General features: G+C 49.5%; 10 protein-coding genes, 1 pseudogene and 1 riboswitch. All 11 genes and pseudogenes read left to right on the top strand.

Annotated elements, in window-relative coordinates:
- A riboswitch (cyclic di-GMP riboswitch) is annotated at positions 1 to 78 on the top strand.
- A 78-nt stretch (positions 79 to 156) separates the two neighbouring features.
- On the top strand, positions 157 to 3,048 hold the full coding sequence (locus ACFSUF_RS24450; protein WP_377607550.1) for an IPT/TIG domain-containing protein: 2,892 nt from the start codon (positions 157 to 159) through the stop codon (positions 3,046 to 3,048).
- Positions 3,049 to 3,200: 152 nt separating this feature from the next.
- A pseudogene (locus ACFSUF_RS24455) lies at positions 3,201 to 3,344 on the top strand (transposase); the annotation flags it as partial.
- A gap of 413 nt (positions 3,345 to 3,757) precedes the next feature.
- Complete coding sequence (locus tag ACFSUF_RS24460) at positions 3,758 to 3,955, top strand: cold shock domain-containing protein (protein WP_377607551.1); 198 nt, start codon at positions 3,758 to 3,760, stop codon at positions 3,953 to 3,955.
- A gap of 261 nt (positions 3,956 to 4,216) precedes the next feature.
- Entirely contained in the window at positions 4,217 to 4,777 is a 561-nt protein-coding gene (hpf, locus tag ACFSUF_RS24465; RefSeq protein WP_377607553.1) for a ribosome hibernation-promoting factor, HPF/YfiA family, read from the top strand.
- Between the two features lie 219 nt (positions 4,778 to 4,996).
- Entirely contained in the window at positions 4,997 to 7,510 is a 2,514-nt protein-coding gene (gene secA / locus ACFSUF_RS24470) for a preprotein translocase subunit SecA (protein WP_377607555.1), read from the top strand.
- 116 nt (positions 7,511 to 7,626) lie between these two features.
- A protein-coding gene (gene prfB / locus ACFSUF_RS24475; RefSeq protein ID WP_377607557.1) for a peptide chain release factor 2 occupies positions 7,627 to 8,737 on the top strand; the annotation gives its coding sequence in 2 pieces (ribosomal slippage) (positions 7,627 to 7,698 and positions 7,700 to 8,737; 1,110 coding nt in all).
- Positions 8,738 to 8,794: 57 nt separating this feature from the next.
- A complete protein-coding gene (locus tag ACFSUF_RS24480) occupies positions 8,795 to 9,667 on the top strand; it encodes a YitT family protein (RefSeq protein ID WP_377607559.1) in 873 nt (290 codons plus the stop codon).
- Positions 9,668 to 9,806: 139 nt separating this feature from the next.
- Positions 9,807 to 10,856, top strand: coding sequence for an N-acetyl-gamma-glutamyl-phosphate reductase (gene argC / locus ACFSUF_RS24485; protein WP_377607561.1), 1,050 nt, complete (start codon positions 9,807 to 9,809; stop codon positions 10,854 to 10,856).
- A gap of 20 nt (positions 10,857 to 10,876) precedes the next feature.
- The gene (argJ, locus tag ACFSUF_RS24490; RefSeq protein WP_377607563.1) at positions 10,877 to 12,112 is read left to right on the top strand and encodes a bifunctional glutamate N-acetyltransferase/amino-acid acetyltransferase ArgJ; all 1,236 of its coding nucleotides are present in this window, start codon (positions 10,877 to 10,879) and stop codon (positions 12,110 to 12,112) included.
- A gap of 16 nt (positions 12,113 to 12,128) precedes the next feature.
- On the top strand, positions 12,129 to 12,959 hold the full coding sequence (gene argB / locus ACFSUF_RS24495) for an acetylglutamate kinase (RefSeq protein ID WP_377607630.1): 831 nt from the start codon (positions 12,129 to 12,131) through the stop codon (positions 12,957 to 12,959).
- A gap of 21 nt (positions 12,960 to 12,980) precedes the next feature.
- Positions 12,981 to 14,249, top strand: coding sequence for an acetylornithine transaminase (locus tag ACFSUF_RS24500; RefSeq protein WP_377607565.1), 1,269 nt, complete (start codon positions 12,981 to 12,983; stop codon positions 14,247 to 14,249).
- Position 14,250: the final 1 nt, after the last annotated feature.

Raw genomic sequence — 14,250 nt, forward strand, 5'->3', positions numbered from 1 at the left:
AAATGAATATGGCAAACTTACAGTGATGTAAGGACGCAAAGCCATGGGTCTAAAGTTTAGATTCGCCAGGTTGCTTTTTGTTCCAATCAGAGCAATAGCAACCAGCTGTTGCTTCTTTTTGCATGTTGAACTGGTTTACCAAGAAGGAGGAGAACTATGAAATCTTTGAATAAAATAGTATGCATCGTCATGTCGCTTATGTTCTTGTTTTCGTCTTTGTGCTACGTAACTCCAGCATCTGCAGCTACAGATTATGTTTCAGTGGACAGGTCTGTAAATCCTGCAACTATTACAACAGACAAAGAGGCTGAAGTTACCTTGGATATTAAGGGTACGCCACCTGTTAATGTAATTGTGCCGAACGACGTTATTGTAATCATCGATCGTTCGGGCAGTATGACAGGTCAGAAAATGACAGATGCAATAAGCTCAGCTAAGCAATTTGTTGATATGATGGATCTGACGAAACATAGAGTCGGCGTTGTAGATTTTAGTTCCGATGCCCAGGGACTGCCTCTTACTACGGACTCGGTTCAGGTAAAGAATTATATTAGTAATCTTAATGCAGGCGGAGCCACCGCTACTGGAGATTCCATCCTAAAAGCTATGGAGATGCTTGAGAGCAGAAGGCCAGAGGCACAACCTGTTATTGTGCTTATGACGGATGGAGATGCGACTGTGCCTACAGGAACCGCTTACCAGTACGCTAAGGAAAAGGCAAATTTAGCCAAAGAAGAAGGAATTGTATTTTACACTATCGCATTGTTGAATACAACAGACAACCCGGATACAAGCGGACCTAATATTTTGTTAAAAGAAATGGCTACCACTTCAAGTCACCATCACTTTGTACTTGGGTCAACCGGACTTGCCGAAATTTATGCGGCGATTGTTAAAGAGATAGGCATTGCTAGCGCATACAATGTGGTTGTGTCTGATATCGTTTCCCCTGAATTTGAAATTGTCCCCGATTCCTATAAGGATAATATCCCTCAACCTGTGGTGAATGGAAACACGTTGACATGGAGTTTCTTGGAGTTAAAGAATAATACCCTTACCTTTACATACAAAATCAGACCTAAAGACCTTAACAAGACAGGTACTTTCTACACATCTGATTATAATTCGAAGGCTACCTATTTAGATTATGCGGGTGCTGCAAGAACGAAATTAATCCCTCAGAAATATTTAAAAGTTAATTTTCCCGCACCTACAATTACATCTGTTCAACCAAACAGCGGGCATCCAGACGGCGGAAACGAAATTACGATAATCGGTTCAAATTTCCGTAATGGAGCAACTATCACTATTGGGACTAAACAGGCTTTAAATATTCAATGGATAAGTGCAATTGAGTTGAAAGCTGTTGTGCCTCCAGGCGTACAAGGTACGAGTGAATTAACGGTTAAAAACCCTGACGGGCAGACAGCGTTTAGCACTTATCAGTATAAGGCCGAACCCATTATCACACTAATTGATCCTGCGAATGGTCCGCTTGCTGGTGGAAATATCGTAACGATTACGGGAAGATATTTCATGTCCGGCATTAAGGTGACTATCGGCGGGAAACCGGCGGCCATGAATTATTATCATGGATCTACCCTTATGAAGGTAGTTGTTCCGGAAGGCGAAACATCCGGGGCGAAGGATGTTACATTAACGAATCCAGATGGAACCACTGTGACTGTTCAACAGGGGTACACTTACAATGAACCAGTACTGCCTAAGTTGGAAATCACTTCGATTACACCCAATACTGGACTAGTTAGTGGAGGAGAATTTGTAATTATAGACGGCAATCTATTTACCTCTTCCTCCAAGGTTTATTTTGGGGCTAATTTAGCGAATATGGTCACATATTATTCCCCGCAAAGAATTAAAGTAGCAGCTCCTAAGGCAACTCAACCAGGGCCGGTGGATGTAAAAGTTGAAAACTCGGACGGCTCCAGTGCTGTTGCTCCTGCTGGATACAGCTATGATCCTCTGCCTGCGGCGCCAGCTCCCAAGATTACGGTGATAACACCGAATACCGGGGTAATCAGTGGAGGAACCGATGTGTTAATTGATGGCAGCGGATTGTCTTCTCAATCGAAAGTGTTTTTCGGAAATGTTGAGGGCAAATTAACGACTTATTTCTCAGGTTCAAGAATTAAAGTGACTACCCCGCCATCTCTAACAGAAGGGGTCGTGGATGTAAAGGTTGTAAATCCGGATGGTCAAGAGGCGACTGTAACAGGAGGTTATACTTATACATTACCTCCTAAAGCAGAAGCTCCTACAATTTCTTCCATAAGCCCCGATTCTGGTTATTTGTCCGGCGGTACGCTTGTCAATATTAACGGTACGAACTTTGCCTCAGGAGCAAAGGTGTATTTTGGAAATAATTTAGCTCAATTTAATTACATGGTTACGGGACGCATTCAAGTCACTTCTCCAGCAGCTGTATCTAAAGGCCCAGTCGATGTTAGAGTCGTTAATCCAGACGGACAGGAAGCCATTATAAGCCAAGCATTTACTTATATGGAGGCATTGCCTACGATTACATCGATTTCGCCGAATAATGGGCCTCTTGCGGGCGGCACCGCTGTTCTAATTGACGGTACGAATTTTGACTCCAAAATAACCGTTCAAATCGCTGGAAAGTCTGTGCCAGTGGCTACTTATTACAGCGCAAATCGAATTAAAATCATTACGCCTAGCAGTGCAGTAGCGGGTGCCGTTAATGTAGTGCTGACGAATCCTTCGGGAGCTACGGTAACCACTACCTTTACTTATCAAAATCCAGTCGCGCCATCACCTACAATTTCGAGCATAAGCGCGACAAGCGGACCTGTAACAGGCGGTACGGTTCAATTAATTAACGGCAGCAATATGAACTCTGCTGTAAAGGTTTATGTCGATGGAAAGCTCGTGCCTGTAATGACCTACTACGGCACTTATAGAGTTAAAATCACAATGCCGCCAGCAACCGTTCCTGGACCGGTACAAATTTATATTGAAAATCCAGATGGACAAAAAAGTAATATTGTAACTTACAATTACCTATAATTGGTGAAAGGGGCTGTCCCAAAAGTCATCATGAGATGATGAATAGGGACACCCCCTTTCTCATTTTTATCAGAAAAAGGAAACCATTCCTTGTTAATATGGAAGTACCACCCGCCATCTACGAAGGGATTGGTTTCTTTGTACATTCAATATATCCTGGCAGCGGCCGGGATAGCTATCACCCTAAAATTCTCGCCAAAGTTATCATCTACGCCTACACCCAGCGTATCTACTCCACTCGTCAAATCGCTAAAGCTGTCCGTGAAAACATCATGTTTATGTGGCTTGCAGCTCGGTAATATCACGGACTGAATTCAAACGTGAAGTAGGACCAGTACATCAAATTCCGTCTGCAATTGAGTTGTAGACGGAGTTTCTTTAGGATTATTTTCATAGGACATGAATGCCTTTTTACTCATTTTTGAGGGAAGAGGCTTTGAGAGGCGTGTCGATTGATGTTGAATTAGAGTAATTAACCGTGAATATTTTCCCTGTGGATAATGTGCATAACTCTGTTAATAACTAATGAAAACAAGCTTTCATGATGTGTGTAATTTGTCGAAAATATGTGTATACCAAAATATTCTGACAACTCCTTACACACCATGTGACCGCTTACATTTACGATTGACATTGATTTCTTGCGGTGATATATTCAACTTGTAAGGCGCGAGCCTACAGCATTTGAAGATGAAGGGATGTTGTTTACATGCAAGGGAAAGTTAAATGGTTTAACGCAGAAAAAGGTTATGGCTTCATCGAATCCGAAGAAGGCGGCGACGTTTTCGTTCACTTCTCCGCAATTCAATCCGAAGGCTTCAAGACTCTTGAAGAAGGTCAATCCGTTGAGTTTGACATCGTGGAAGGCGCACGCGGACCTCAAGCAGCTAACGTAACTAAGTTGTAATCATCGGCCCGTTCGGGCTCCTATAGATGGTTAAACCTGGTATGCATAATAACGCTTGCAACGGCACCCTGTTTAGGCAGGGTGCTTTTTTGTGTACATAACTACTCTTACCTATTCTCTCTATATATAGTCAAAATTTTCTGATAATTTATCGCAACATGTAAAGGAATTTTTAACTGTATGTCGAATAGGTATATATGTAAGTCAGGTTACACTGCTTGCATGTGAAAGCTCAGCAAAGTCTAAGGAGGCGTTTCATCTATGAATCTGTTGATACGCGGAGATCACCTGGAAGTTACGAAAGCACTGAAAGACTACGCCGAGAAGAAGCTAGCCCGTCTTGACAAGTATTTTGAGACACCCCTTGCATCCGATGCTCATGTAACACTAACCGCAGTACGCGGGATCCACGGAGTGGAGGTTACCATCCCTCTAAACGGATTTTTCCTACGTGCCCAAGAAAAAAGCGAGGACATGTACGCTTCCATCGATATGGTTGTCGATAAGCTGGAGCGCCAAATCAGGAAGCATAAAACCAAAATGAACCGTAAAGTAAGACATGAACGGGGAGCGAGAGTGTTTAAGGAAACGGCGGATGCCACGGCAGCAACAGCCACCCAGTTGTTGGATGAGGAAGATTTGGATGAAGTGGTCCGCACCAAGCAGTTCAACCTCAAGCCCATGGACTTGGAAGAAGCGATTTTACGGATGAATATGGTAGGACATAACTTCTTTGTATTCTCTAACGCGGCGTCCAACCTTATCAATGTAGTGTATAGACGAAACGACGGCAAATACGGGCTGATTGAGCCTGCTAATTAAATAGAAGGCGGAAGGACCCGGCCGGTGTGCCGGGTTTTTCTTTTTTCCAGTAGAATCCTGCAACTTTCCTCTGGAAATTCACGTTGAATAGGGAACAAAGTTGGTCCGTTATGGTATGATCTATAGGAAGCTTTGCTGTCGGTTTGGTTGCGGCTTATCCCACAAACTGTTACAATTTAAGGCAAACCATGGTTTTTGGAAGTAGAAAGGGGAAAACCCATGCTGGGATTGGTAAAGAAGATATTTGGTGATTCCAACGAACGTGAAATTAAGAAATTGTTCAAGACGGTAGACCGGATTAACCAGATGGAGCCGGATTTTGCGAGTTTATCGGATGAGCAGTTAGCCCATAAAACGATAGAATTTAAAGAACGGCTGGAGAAAGGCGAGGATTTGGACGACCTGCTGCCGGAAGCTTTTGCAACAGTCAGAGAAGCCTCCAAGCGGACCCTGGGCAAACGTCATTACGACGTTCAGCTGATCGGGGGCATGGTGCTTCACGAAGGCCGTATTGCAGAAATGAAAACCGGGGAAGGGAAGACACTTGTCGGAACGCTTCCGGTTTACTTAAACGCGCTTGCTGGCAAAGGCGTGCACGTAGTTACGGTCAACGACTACCTTGCACAGCGTGACAGCGCCGAGATGGCTCAGATCTATAACTTCCTGGGATTGACGGTAGGTGTTAACCTGCATGATCTGTCTCACGATGAGAAACAGGCTGCGTACGCCTGCGACATTACTTACGGAACAAACAATGAATTCGGATTCGACTATCTGCGCGATAATATGGTGATGTACAAAGAGCAGATGGTACAGCGTCCGTTACAATATGCGATTATTGACGAAGTAGACTCGATCTTGGTTGATGAGGCCAGAACGCCTTTGATCATTTCGGGACAGGCGGCTAAATCTACGGAGCTTTATTTTGCTGCGAACCGGTTCGTACAGCGCTTGCAATATGAAGAAGATTACACGGTTGATATAAAGGTCCGTTCTGTAGCACTGACTGAAAGCGGTGTGGCTAAGGCAGAGCGAGCGTTTGGTATCGACAACCTGTTTGATCACGAGCATGTTACGTTGAACCACCATATTCAACAGGCGCTGAAAGCACATGCGATTATGAAGCGCGATGTAGACTATGTAGTACAAGACGGCGAAGTGCTGATCGTCGATGAGTTTACAGGACGTCTTATGACGGGCCGCCGTTATTCCGACGGACTGCATCAAGCGATTGAAGCGAAGGAAGAGCTGGAAGTTCAGAACGAAAGCATGACCCTTGCGACCATTACGTTCCAGAACTACTTCCGGATGTACCGCAAGCTAGCCGGAATGACCGGTACGGCGAAGACAGAAGAAGAAGAATTCAAGAAAATCTACGGCCTGGACGTAGTCCAAGTGCCGACAAACCGTCCGAATATCCGTCAGGACAACCCGGATGTCGTCTATAAATCGGAAATGAGCAAGTTCCGTGCGGTAGTGAATGAGATCGTGGAGCGCCATCAGAAGAATCAGCCGGTACTGGTTGGTACGGTATCCATTGAGAACTCGGAAAAGCTGTCGGATATGCTCAAGAAGAAAGGCATCAGCCACAAAGTGCTGAACGCCAAGTACCATGCGGAAGAAGCGGAGATCGTTTCTCGTGCGGGCGTACCGGGATCCGTGACGATTGCAACGAACATGGCTGGACGCGGTACCGACATTTTGCTGGGTGAAGGTGTACCGGATGTTGGCGGTCTGCATATTATAGGAACGGAACGCCATGAAAGCCGCCGGATCGATAACCAGCTGCGCGGTCGTGCCGGACGCCAGGGAGACCCGGGTTCATCCCAGTTCTATCTGTCCTTGGAAGATGAACTGATGCGCAGATTCGGAGCGGAGAACATCATGAATATGATGGACCGTCTGGGCTTTGAAGAGGATCAGCCGATCGAAAGCCGTCTGATCACGAGAGCAATTGAATCGGCGCAGAAGCGCGTAGAAGGCAATAACTTCGATCTGCGGAAGGTCGTCCTTCAATATGATGACGTGATGAATCAGCAGCGGGAGATTATCTACAAGCAGCGCCGCGAAGTGCTTTACTCCGATAACGTCCGTGAAATCGTATTGGAAATGATCTTCCCGGTAATCGACCGGATCGTGAAAGCTCATGCGCCGCAAGATATCATTCCGGAAGAGTGGGAATTGCAGTCCATTGCAGACTATACGAACGCTACGCTGCTTCAGGAAGGCGGCGTAACGGCAGAAGATCTGCAAGGCAAAGAGCAGGACGAGATCATCGAGTATCTGAAATCTCTAGTCCTTCGCGATTATGATGCGAAGGAAGAAATTATGGGTTCGGAGACGATGCGTGAATTCGAGAAAGTGATTCTACTCCGTGCGGTAGACAGCAAGTGGATGGATCACATCGATGCGATGGATCAGCTTCGCCAAGGTATCCACCTTCGTGCATACGGCGGAACGGATCCGCTTCGCGAATACCAGTTCGAGGGCTATGAGATGTTCCAAGAAATGATCGCCAGCATTCAGGAAGAAGTGGCGATGTACATCATGAAAGCTCAAGTAGAGCGTAACTTGGAGCGGAAATCCGTAGTTGACGAGCAGCAGATCAGCACGAACAGCAGCGAACCGACTGTGAAGCGTCCGGTAGTGAATGCTGAAGATCAGATCGGCCGCAATGACCCGTGCCCTTGCGGAAGCGGCAAGAAATTCAAAAACTGCCACGGCCAGTCTTAAATCGGTATATTAATTAACTAATATACATGTATATGTTAGTTCAGGGAAGGATCCGCGATTCCATATGCGGATGCTTCCCTTTCCGTATGAACAATAATTTAAGAGGTGACGAAACCATGTTTGATTACACATTGAAACAGGATTTGCGCGATATCGCCCAGAAATTAACCGGCCTTAGGGGGTCTCTTTGACTTAGATCTAAAGCAGGAACATATCGCAAACTTTGAGGAAAAAATGGCTGCCCCTGATTTTTGGGACGATAATGAAGCCGCTCAGAAAGTCATTGCGGAAATGAACGCGATTAAGTCCGTTGTGGACGACTATACGGCGCTGCGGTCCGAATTCGAGGATATCGAAGTGATGATTGAACTGGCGCAGGAAGAGAACGACGAGAGCATGGCTGCTGACTTGGAGAACAGCATCCGGGCTATGCTGCGTAAGGTCGAAGACTTTGAACTGACGCTGCTGCTCAGCCAGCCTTACGATAAACTGAACGCGATTCTCGAGATTCACCCTGGAGCGGGCGGCACCGAATCTCAGGACTGGGCAAGCATGCTGCTGCGTATGTATACCCGATGGGCGGAGAAGCGCGGCTTTAAAGTGGAGACGCTCGACTATCAGCCTGGAGACGAAGCGGGCGTAAAGAGCGTAACGCTGCTGATCAAGGGTTACAACGCCTACGGCTATCTGAAAGCGGAGAAAGGCGTTCACCGGCTGGTTCGGATTTCGCCGTTCGATGCTTCCGGACGCAGGCATACCTCTTTTACTTCGTGTGATATCGTACCGGAAATTGAAGATGATGTGGAAATTGAAATTCGTACGGAAGATTTAAAAATCGATACGTATAGAGCAAGCGGTGCAGGCGGACAGCATATCAACACGACGGACTCCGCGGTACGGATAACGCACATCCCATCCGGCGTAGTGGTCACTTGCCAAACCGAGAGATCGCAAATTAAAAACCGGGAACGCGCGATGAAACACCTTCGCTCCAAGTTATACGAGAAGAAAATCGAAGAGCAGGAGAAGCAGCTCGCTGAAATACGCGGTGACCAAAGCGACATCGCATGGGGGAGCCAAATCCGCTCGTATGTATTCCACCCGTACAGTATGGTGAAGGACCATCGGACCCAAGTCGAAACGGGGAATGTAGGAGCCGTGATGGACGGCGACCTGGATCCGTTTATCGACGGATATCTTCGTCTGCAGATCAAGCAGGAAGAATAAGGGACGGGGTTTAACCCAACACTGAAAATGTAAGGAACCAACTACGCGGGGTGCATAATGAGCAGAAGAGAACCGTTCATCCAGATCGGCAGCCCCTTAAGCCATATCATGGAGTACGTATATTTAATTTTAGGATCGCTTGTGATCGCTTTGAGCTTTAATATTTTTCTTGTGCCGAATCAGGTGGCGTCCGGGGGAGTTTCTGGCATTTCGATTATCGTCAAAGAGCTGTTTGGCGTCACGCCGGCGCTTACCCAGTGGGCATTAAACATACCGTTGTTTTTTGCGGGGCTGTGGCTGCTGGGCGGGAAATTCGGTATCAAAACGTTAGTCGGATCGGCCGTATTGCCGCTGCTTGTTTTGGTAACCAGCGGACTTCCGTCCTTGACCGATAACACTCTGCTGGCAGCCATATACGGCGGCATCGGAGTGGGAGCAGGGCTCGGATTGGTATTCCGGGGCAGAGCCTCGACAGGCGGGTTGGACTTAGCAGCGCAAATTTTGCATAAATATACGGGTTTAAGGCTCGGTTTATGTGTAGCTTTGCTGGACGGGACCGTGATCCTGGTTGCAGGGCTGGCGATATCGCCTGAAAAAGCTTTATATGCCCTCATCGGACTATATGTAACGATCAAAACGATCGATGTGGTACAAATGGGCTTCGGTTATTCCAAGGTGGCTTTTATCATTTCGGATCAGACGGATCGGCTGAGTGAAGTGATTTTGAAAGACCTTGATAGGGGACTAACAAAATTGACCGCCCAAGGCGGATTTACAAATACGGACCGTCCGGTGCTGATGGTTGTGGTCGGACAAACGGAAGTGACGAAGCTGAAAACACTGGTTCAATCCGTGGACCCGTCGGCTTTTATCATTATCAGCGATACGACGGAAGTGTTAGGCAAAGGGTTTAAAGTGCAGGGAACTTAGGTTCTCTGCTTTTTTTTGTGCAAAAAAGTGTTGTATAAACATGAAACCAACCGTATAATAATACATATCTTTTCGGAAATATACATTCCTTATACAGGAATAACATAGATAGAGAGCAACGTCAGGGAGGCGGAGAACAATGGGAAATACGCTGCGGGTCGCGATTATCGGCTCTACAGGTTACGGCGGAGTGGAATTAATCCGGTTCTTGCTGGGTCATCCGAATATACAGATTACGTCAGTTATTTCTTCATCAAGCAGCGGAAGTTTGCTGGGGGACGGATTTCCGCATTTGCGTGATATCGTGACGGACCTGCTGGACGGGGTGGATGTGCCGCTGATCCGGGAGAAATCAGACCTGGTGTTTACCGCAACGCCTTCCGGCGTCAGTGCGAAACTAGTACCGCAGCTATTGGAAGCCGGATTGAAAGTGATAGATTTGTCCGGGGACTTCAGGTTGAAGGACGGAGCGCTCTATGAACAATGGTACAAACATGACGCGCCGCCCCAAGAGCTGCTGAACGAAGCGGTATACGGGCTGGCGGAGATCTACGGGGAAGAAGTCCGGGATGTGCCTTTTATCTCGAATCCGGGCTGTTATCCGACGGCAACGCTGCTAGGGCTGATTCCGGCAGTGAAGGCAGGCTGGATCGATCCGGCTACTCTCATTGTGGATGCAAAATCTGGCGTTTCGGGAGCGGGACGCGGACTGGGTTTAACCGTGCATTATTCGGAAATGAATGAAAATTTTCTAGCCTACAAAGTCAATCAGCATCAGCACATACCCGAAATAGAACAGGTACTTACCAGGGAAGCGGGAAAGCCGGTTACGACGACGTTTACGACTCATTTGGTACCGATGACGCGGGGGATTTTGTGCACGATGTATGCCTCGGTGAACGGGAACCGGACAAATGCGGAGTTCATACAGTTATATAGTGAATTTTACAAGGGACGCAAGTTCGTAAGGATCAGCCCCGAAGGAAAATGGCCTGCTACGAAAGAGGTTTGGGGTTCGAATTATTGCAATATCGGTTTCGCGGCGGATGCACGTACCGGCCGCGTGACGATCGTCTCGGTCATTGATAACCTCGTTAAAGGGGCGGCTGGCCAAGCGATACAGAACATGAATCTGATGATGGGCTGGAACGAAGCGCTCGGCTTGGAGCTGACGCCGGCGTTTCCTTAAGAGAGGGGCTGGACGTAAGGATGGGGACGGCAGCAGGACAGAAGTTTCAAGTAGTAGCGGGCGGCTCGGTAACGACGCCCAAAGGATTTCAGGCCGGAGGGCTGCACTGCGGCCTGAAGAAGACCGAGCGCTACGATCTCGGCGTGATCGTGTGCGAGGTGCCTGCGGCGGCGGCAGCGGTATATACGCTGAACGCCTTCCAGGCGGCGCCGCTGGGAGTCACGCGCGAAAGCGTAGCAGCGTCCGGAGGACGGCTGCATGCGATGCTCGTGAACAGCGGCAACGCCAATGCATGCACCGGCAAGCAGGGCGAGGCCGATGCGTATGAGATGCGCAGCGCGATGGCGGCGGCGCTGGGGCTGCCCGAGCACTACGTCGGCGTGACGTCGACGGGGGTGATCGGGGAGCCGCTGCCGATGGAGCGCGTGCGGAAGGGCATCGCGGAGCTGCCGGCAAGGGTTCACGCGGAAGGCGGGGGCGACTTCTGCCAGGCGATCCTGACGACGGACCTCGTGAAGAAGGAGGTCTGTGTCAAGGTGAGCGTGGGCGGGAAGGACGTCTACATCGCCGGGGCGGCGAAAGGTTCAGGCATGATTCATCCGAACATGGCGACGATGCTGGGCTTTATTACGACGGATGCTTTGGTGGAGCCGGCGGACCTGCAGGGGCTGCTGAGCGGCGTCACGGACAGCACGTTCAATATGATTACCGTTGACGGGGATACAAGTACGAACGATATGGTGGTTGTAATGGCCAGCGGCCTGGCAAGTGCTGAGCGCTTGGCGCCGGGTCATCCGGACTGGGATGCTTATAAAGAAGGCTTTCAGCACGTAGCGGAGTATCTAGCGAAGGCGATTGCCCGCGACGGCGAAGGGGCTACCAAACTGGTAGAGGTGCAGGTGAATGGTGCAGTGAGCCAAAATGCAGCCAGAGCGATCGCGAAGACGGTGATCGGATCCAGCCTGGTGAAATCGGCCGTGTTTGGAGCGGATGCCAATTGGGGCCGTATAATTGCGGCGGTGGGCCGTGCAGGACAGCCGGTAAATGTAGACACTGTCGATATCTACTTGGGCGACATTGCGGTTCTTGTACAATCCAGGCCTGTCCGGTTCGATGAAGACCGCGCTGCGGCTTACTTACAAGGTGATACCGTTGTATTCCGTGTAGAGTTGAACATGGAAGACGGAAATGCAACAGCTTGGGGCTGCGACCTGACGTACGATTACGTCCGCATAAACGCGGCGTACAGGACGTAAGGAGGCGGAGATGGAAATGGGTGAAGGCTCAACGAATACATTCGTAATGAAATGCGGCGGAAGCACGCTGGCGGCTTTGCCGGAGTCTTTTTACGAAGACTTGCGGCGTCTGCAGGAGAGCGGGGTCATTCCCGTCATCGTCCACGGCGGAGGTCCTGCCATTAACGATACATTAGAGAAATTGGGCATCGAAACGGAATTCGTGGGCGGCTTGCGCAAAACGAACGAGGCCGTACTTGATGTGGTTGAGATGGTCCTAGCAGGCCAGATTAACAAAGAAATCGTACGCCGCATTCAGGGCGCGGGAGGCCGTGCCATCGGGTTGTCCGGCGTGGATGGAGGCCTGGTGCGTGCTGTACCGGTAGCTACGGCAGCGGAAGTAGGTCTTGTCGGCGATGTGGTAGCCGTAGCTGCAGAAATCGTGGAGGGCATCGTTACGATGGGCTATATGCCTGTCATTGCACCAATTGGCCTGGGTGAGAACGGGCAGCGTTACAACATCAATGCGGATACAGCGGCGGGTGCAGTCGCTTCCCATATCGGCGTAAAGCGCATGATTGTCGTCACGGATGTGCCGGGCATTATGAGAACCGAGCTCAACGGCAGTGACGAAGCCGGGGGCCAAGGACGGAAGGTTATTTTGCCGGAAGTTACTTTTGCTGAGATCGAAGAGATGGTTGCAAGCGGCGAGATCTACGGGGGCATGATCCCCAAGGTGAAGGCAGCTATGAAATGTATTCACGGCAACGTGGAGGAAGTCGTTATTGTGGACGGGTCCGAGCCGGAAGTGCTTAGCAAAGTGATGAGCGGCGAACGGATCGGAACAAGAATTATGAAATCCCGCTAGGGAGAAGGAGTGGAAAAGGTTATGGCGGACAATACGCAGCAAACAGGCTTGGTCACGGAGGTGCCTCAAGAACGAGGGGTGCAGGGAGACGGCGGTGCGAACCGGGCGGCCCAATCCTTATTCCCTACTTATGCACGTTACCCGATCGCCCTGGTTAAAGGGGAAGGCAGCTGGCTTTGGGACGATCAGGGCAACAAGTACCTAGACCTGATGTGCGGGCTGGCCGTCACAAACCTGGGCCACTCGCCCAAAGCGGTAAGAGATCAGCTGGTTGCCCAGCTGGATGAATTATGGCATGTATCGAACCTGTTTCACATCCCGAATCAGGAAAGGCTGGCCGCTTTGCTGACAGCCAACTCCTGTGCAAACCACGTCTTTTTCTGCAACAGCGGAGCCGAAGCGAATGAGGCGGCCATTAAACTCGCCCGCCGGTACAACAAGAAAGTGCTGGGGCGCGACAGGTATGAAATGATAACCTTTGAACGTTCATTCCACGGGCGGACCTTAGCTACTTTGACCGCTACGGGTCAGGAGAAAGTCAAGGAAGGGTTTGATCCGCTGCCTCAGGGATTCCTGACTGTACCTATGGGAGATCTCGACGCCCTAAAGTCAGCCGTCAGTGATAAAACAGCAGCCATCATGCTGGAACTGGTTCAGGCGGAAGGCGGCGTCCATCCGATCGATTCCGGTTTCCTCCAACAAGTGCGCGCTTTGTGCGACGAACACGATCTGCTGCTTATTATCGACGAGATCCAAACCGGTATGGGCCGCACTGGAAAGCTGTTCGCTTACGAGCATTACGGGATTGAGCCGGATATTTTCACCCTAGCGAAAGGTCTGGGAAGCGGCTTCCCGATCGGGGCTATGTTGGGCAAGGCTAAGCTGAAAGAGGCGTTCAGCGCCGGAAGCCATGGTTCTACCTTCGGCGGTACGCCATTGGCTACCCGCGCGGCTTTGGCAACGCTGGAGACAATGCTGACGGAGTCGGTTCCGCAGCAGGCAGCGGAAACAGGTGCGTACTTGATGAAGCGCCTGGACGAGGAGCTTGCCGGTAACCCGTTTGTCAAACAAGTACGGGGCCAAGGGCTGATGATCGGTATTGAGTGCGCAAAGCCGGTTGGCGAACTGGTAGAGGAAGGCCAGCGTCAAGGCGTCTTGTTCGTAACGGCCGGGCCGAATGTCATCCGACTGCTTCCGAACCTGTTGTTGACCCGCGAAGAAGCGGAGCAGGGAATTGCTGTGCTTAGCGGTATTTTGGCGAAAAAAGCAGCTGAGGCTGTTCAATCATAAA

It is taken from the genome of Paenibacillus gansuensis (genome assembly GCF_042684925.1).
In the GTDB taxonomy this organism is placed as follows: Bacteria; Bacillota; Bacilli; order Paenibacillales; family DY6; genus Paenibacillus_N; species Paenibacillus_N gansuensis.

Coding starts and splice junctions, on each gene's coding strand:
- ACFSUF_RS24450 (WP_377607550.1), top strand. CDS start 157: ATGAAATCTTTGAATAAAATAGTATGCATCGTCATGTCGCTTATGTTC.
- ACFSUF_RS24460 (WP_377607551.1), top strand. CDS start 3,758: ATGCAAGGGAAAGTTAAATGGTTTAACGCAGAAAAAGGTTATGGCTTC.
- hpf (WP_377607553.1), top strand. CDS start 4,217: ATGAATCTGTTGATACGCGGAGATCACCTGGAAGTTACGAAAGCACTG.
- secA (WP_377607555.1), top strand. CDS start 4,997: ATGCTGGGATTGGTAAAGAAGATATTTGGTGATTCCAACGAACGTGAA.
- ACFSUF_RS24480 (WP_377607559.1), top strand. CDS start 8,795: ATGAGCAGAAGAGAACCGTTCATCCAGATCGGCAGCCCCTTAAGCCAT.
- argC (WP_377607561.1), top strand. CDS start 9,807: ATGGGAAATACGCTGCGGGTCGCGATTATCGGCTCTACAGGTTACGGC.
- argJ (WP_377607563.1), top strand. CDS start 10,877: ATGGGGACGGCAGCAGGACAGAAGTTTCAAGTAGTAGCGGGCGGCTCG.
- argB (WP_377607630.1), top strand. CDS start 12,129: ATGGGTGAAGGCTCAACGAATACATTCGTAATGAAATGCGGCGGAAGC.
- ACFSUF_RS24500 (WP_377607565.1), top strand. CDS start 12,981: ATGGCGGACAATACGCAGCAAACAGGCTTGGTCACGGAGGTGCCTCAA.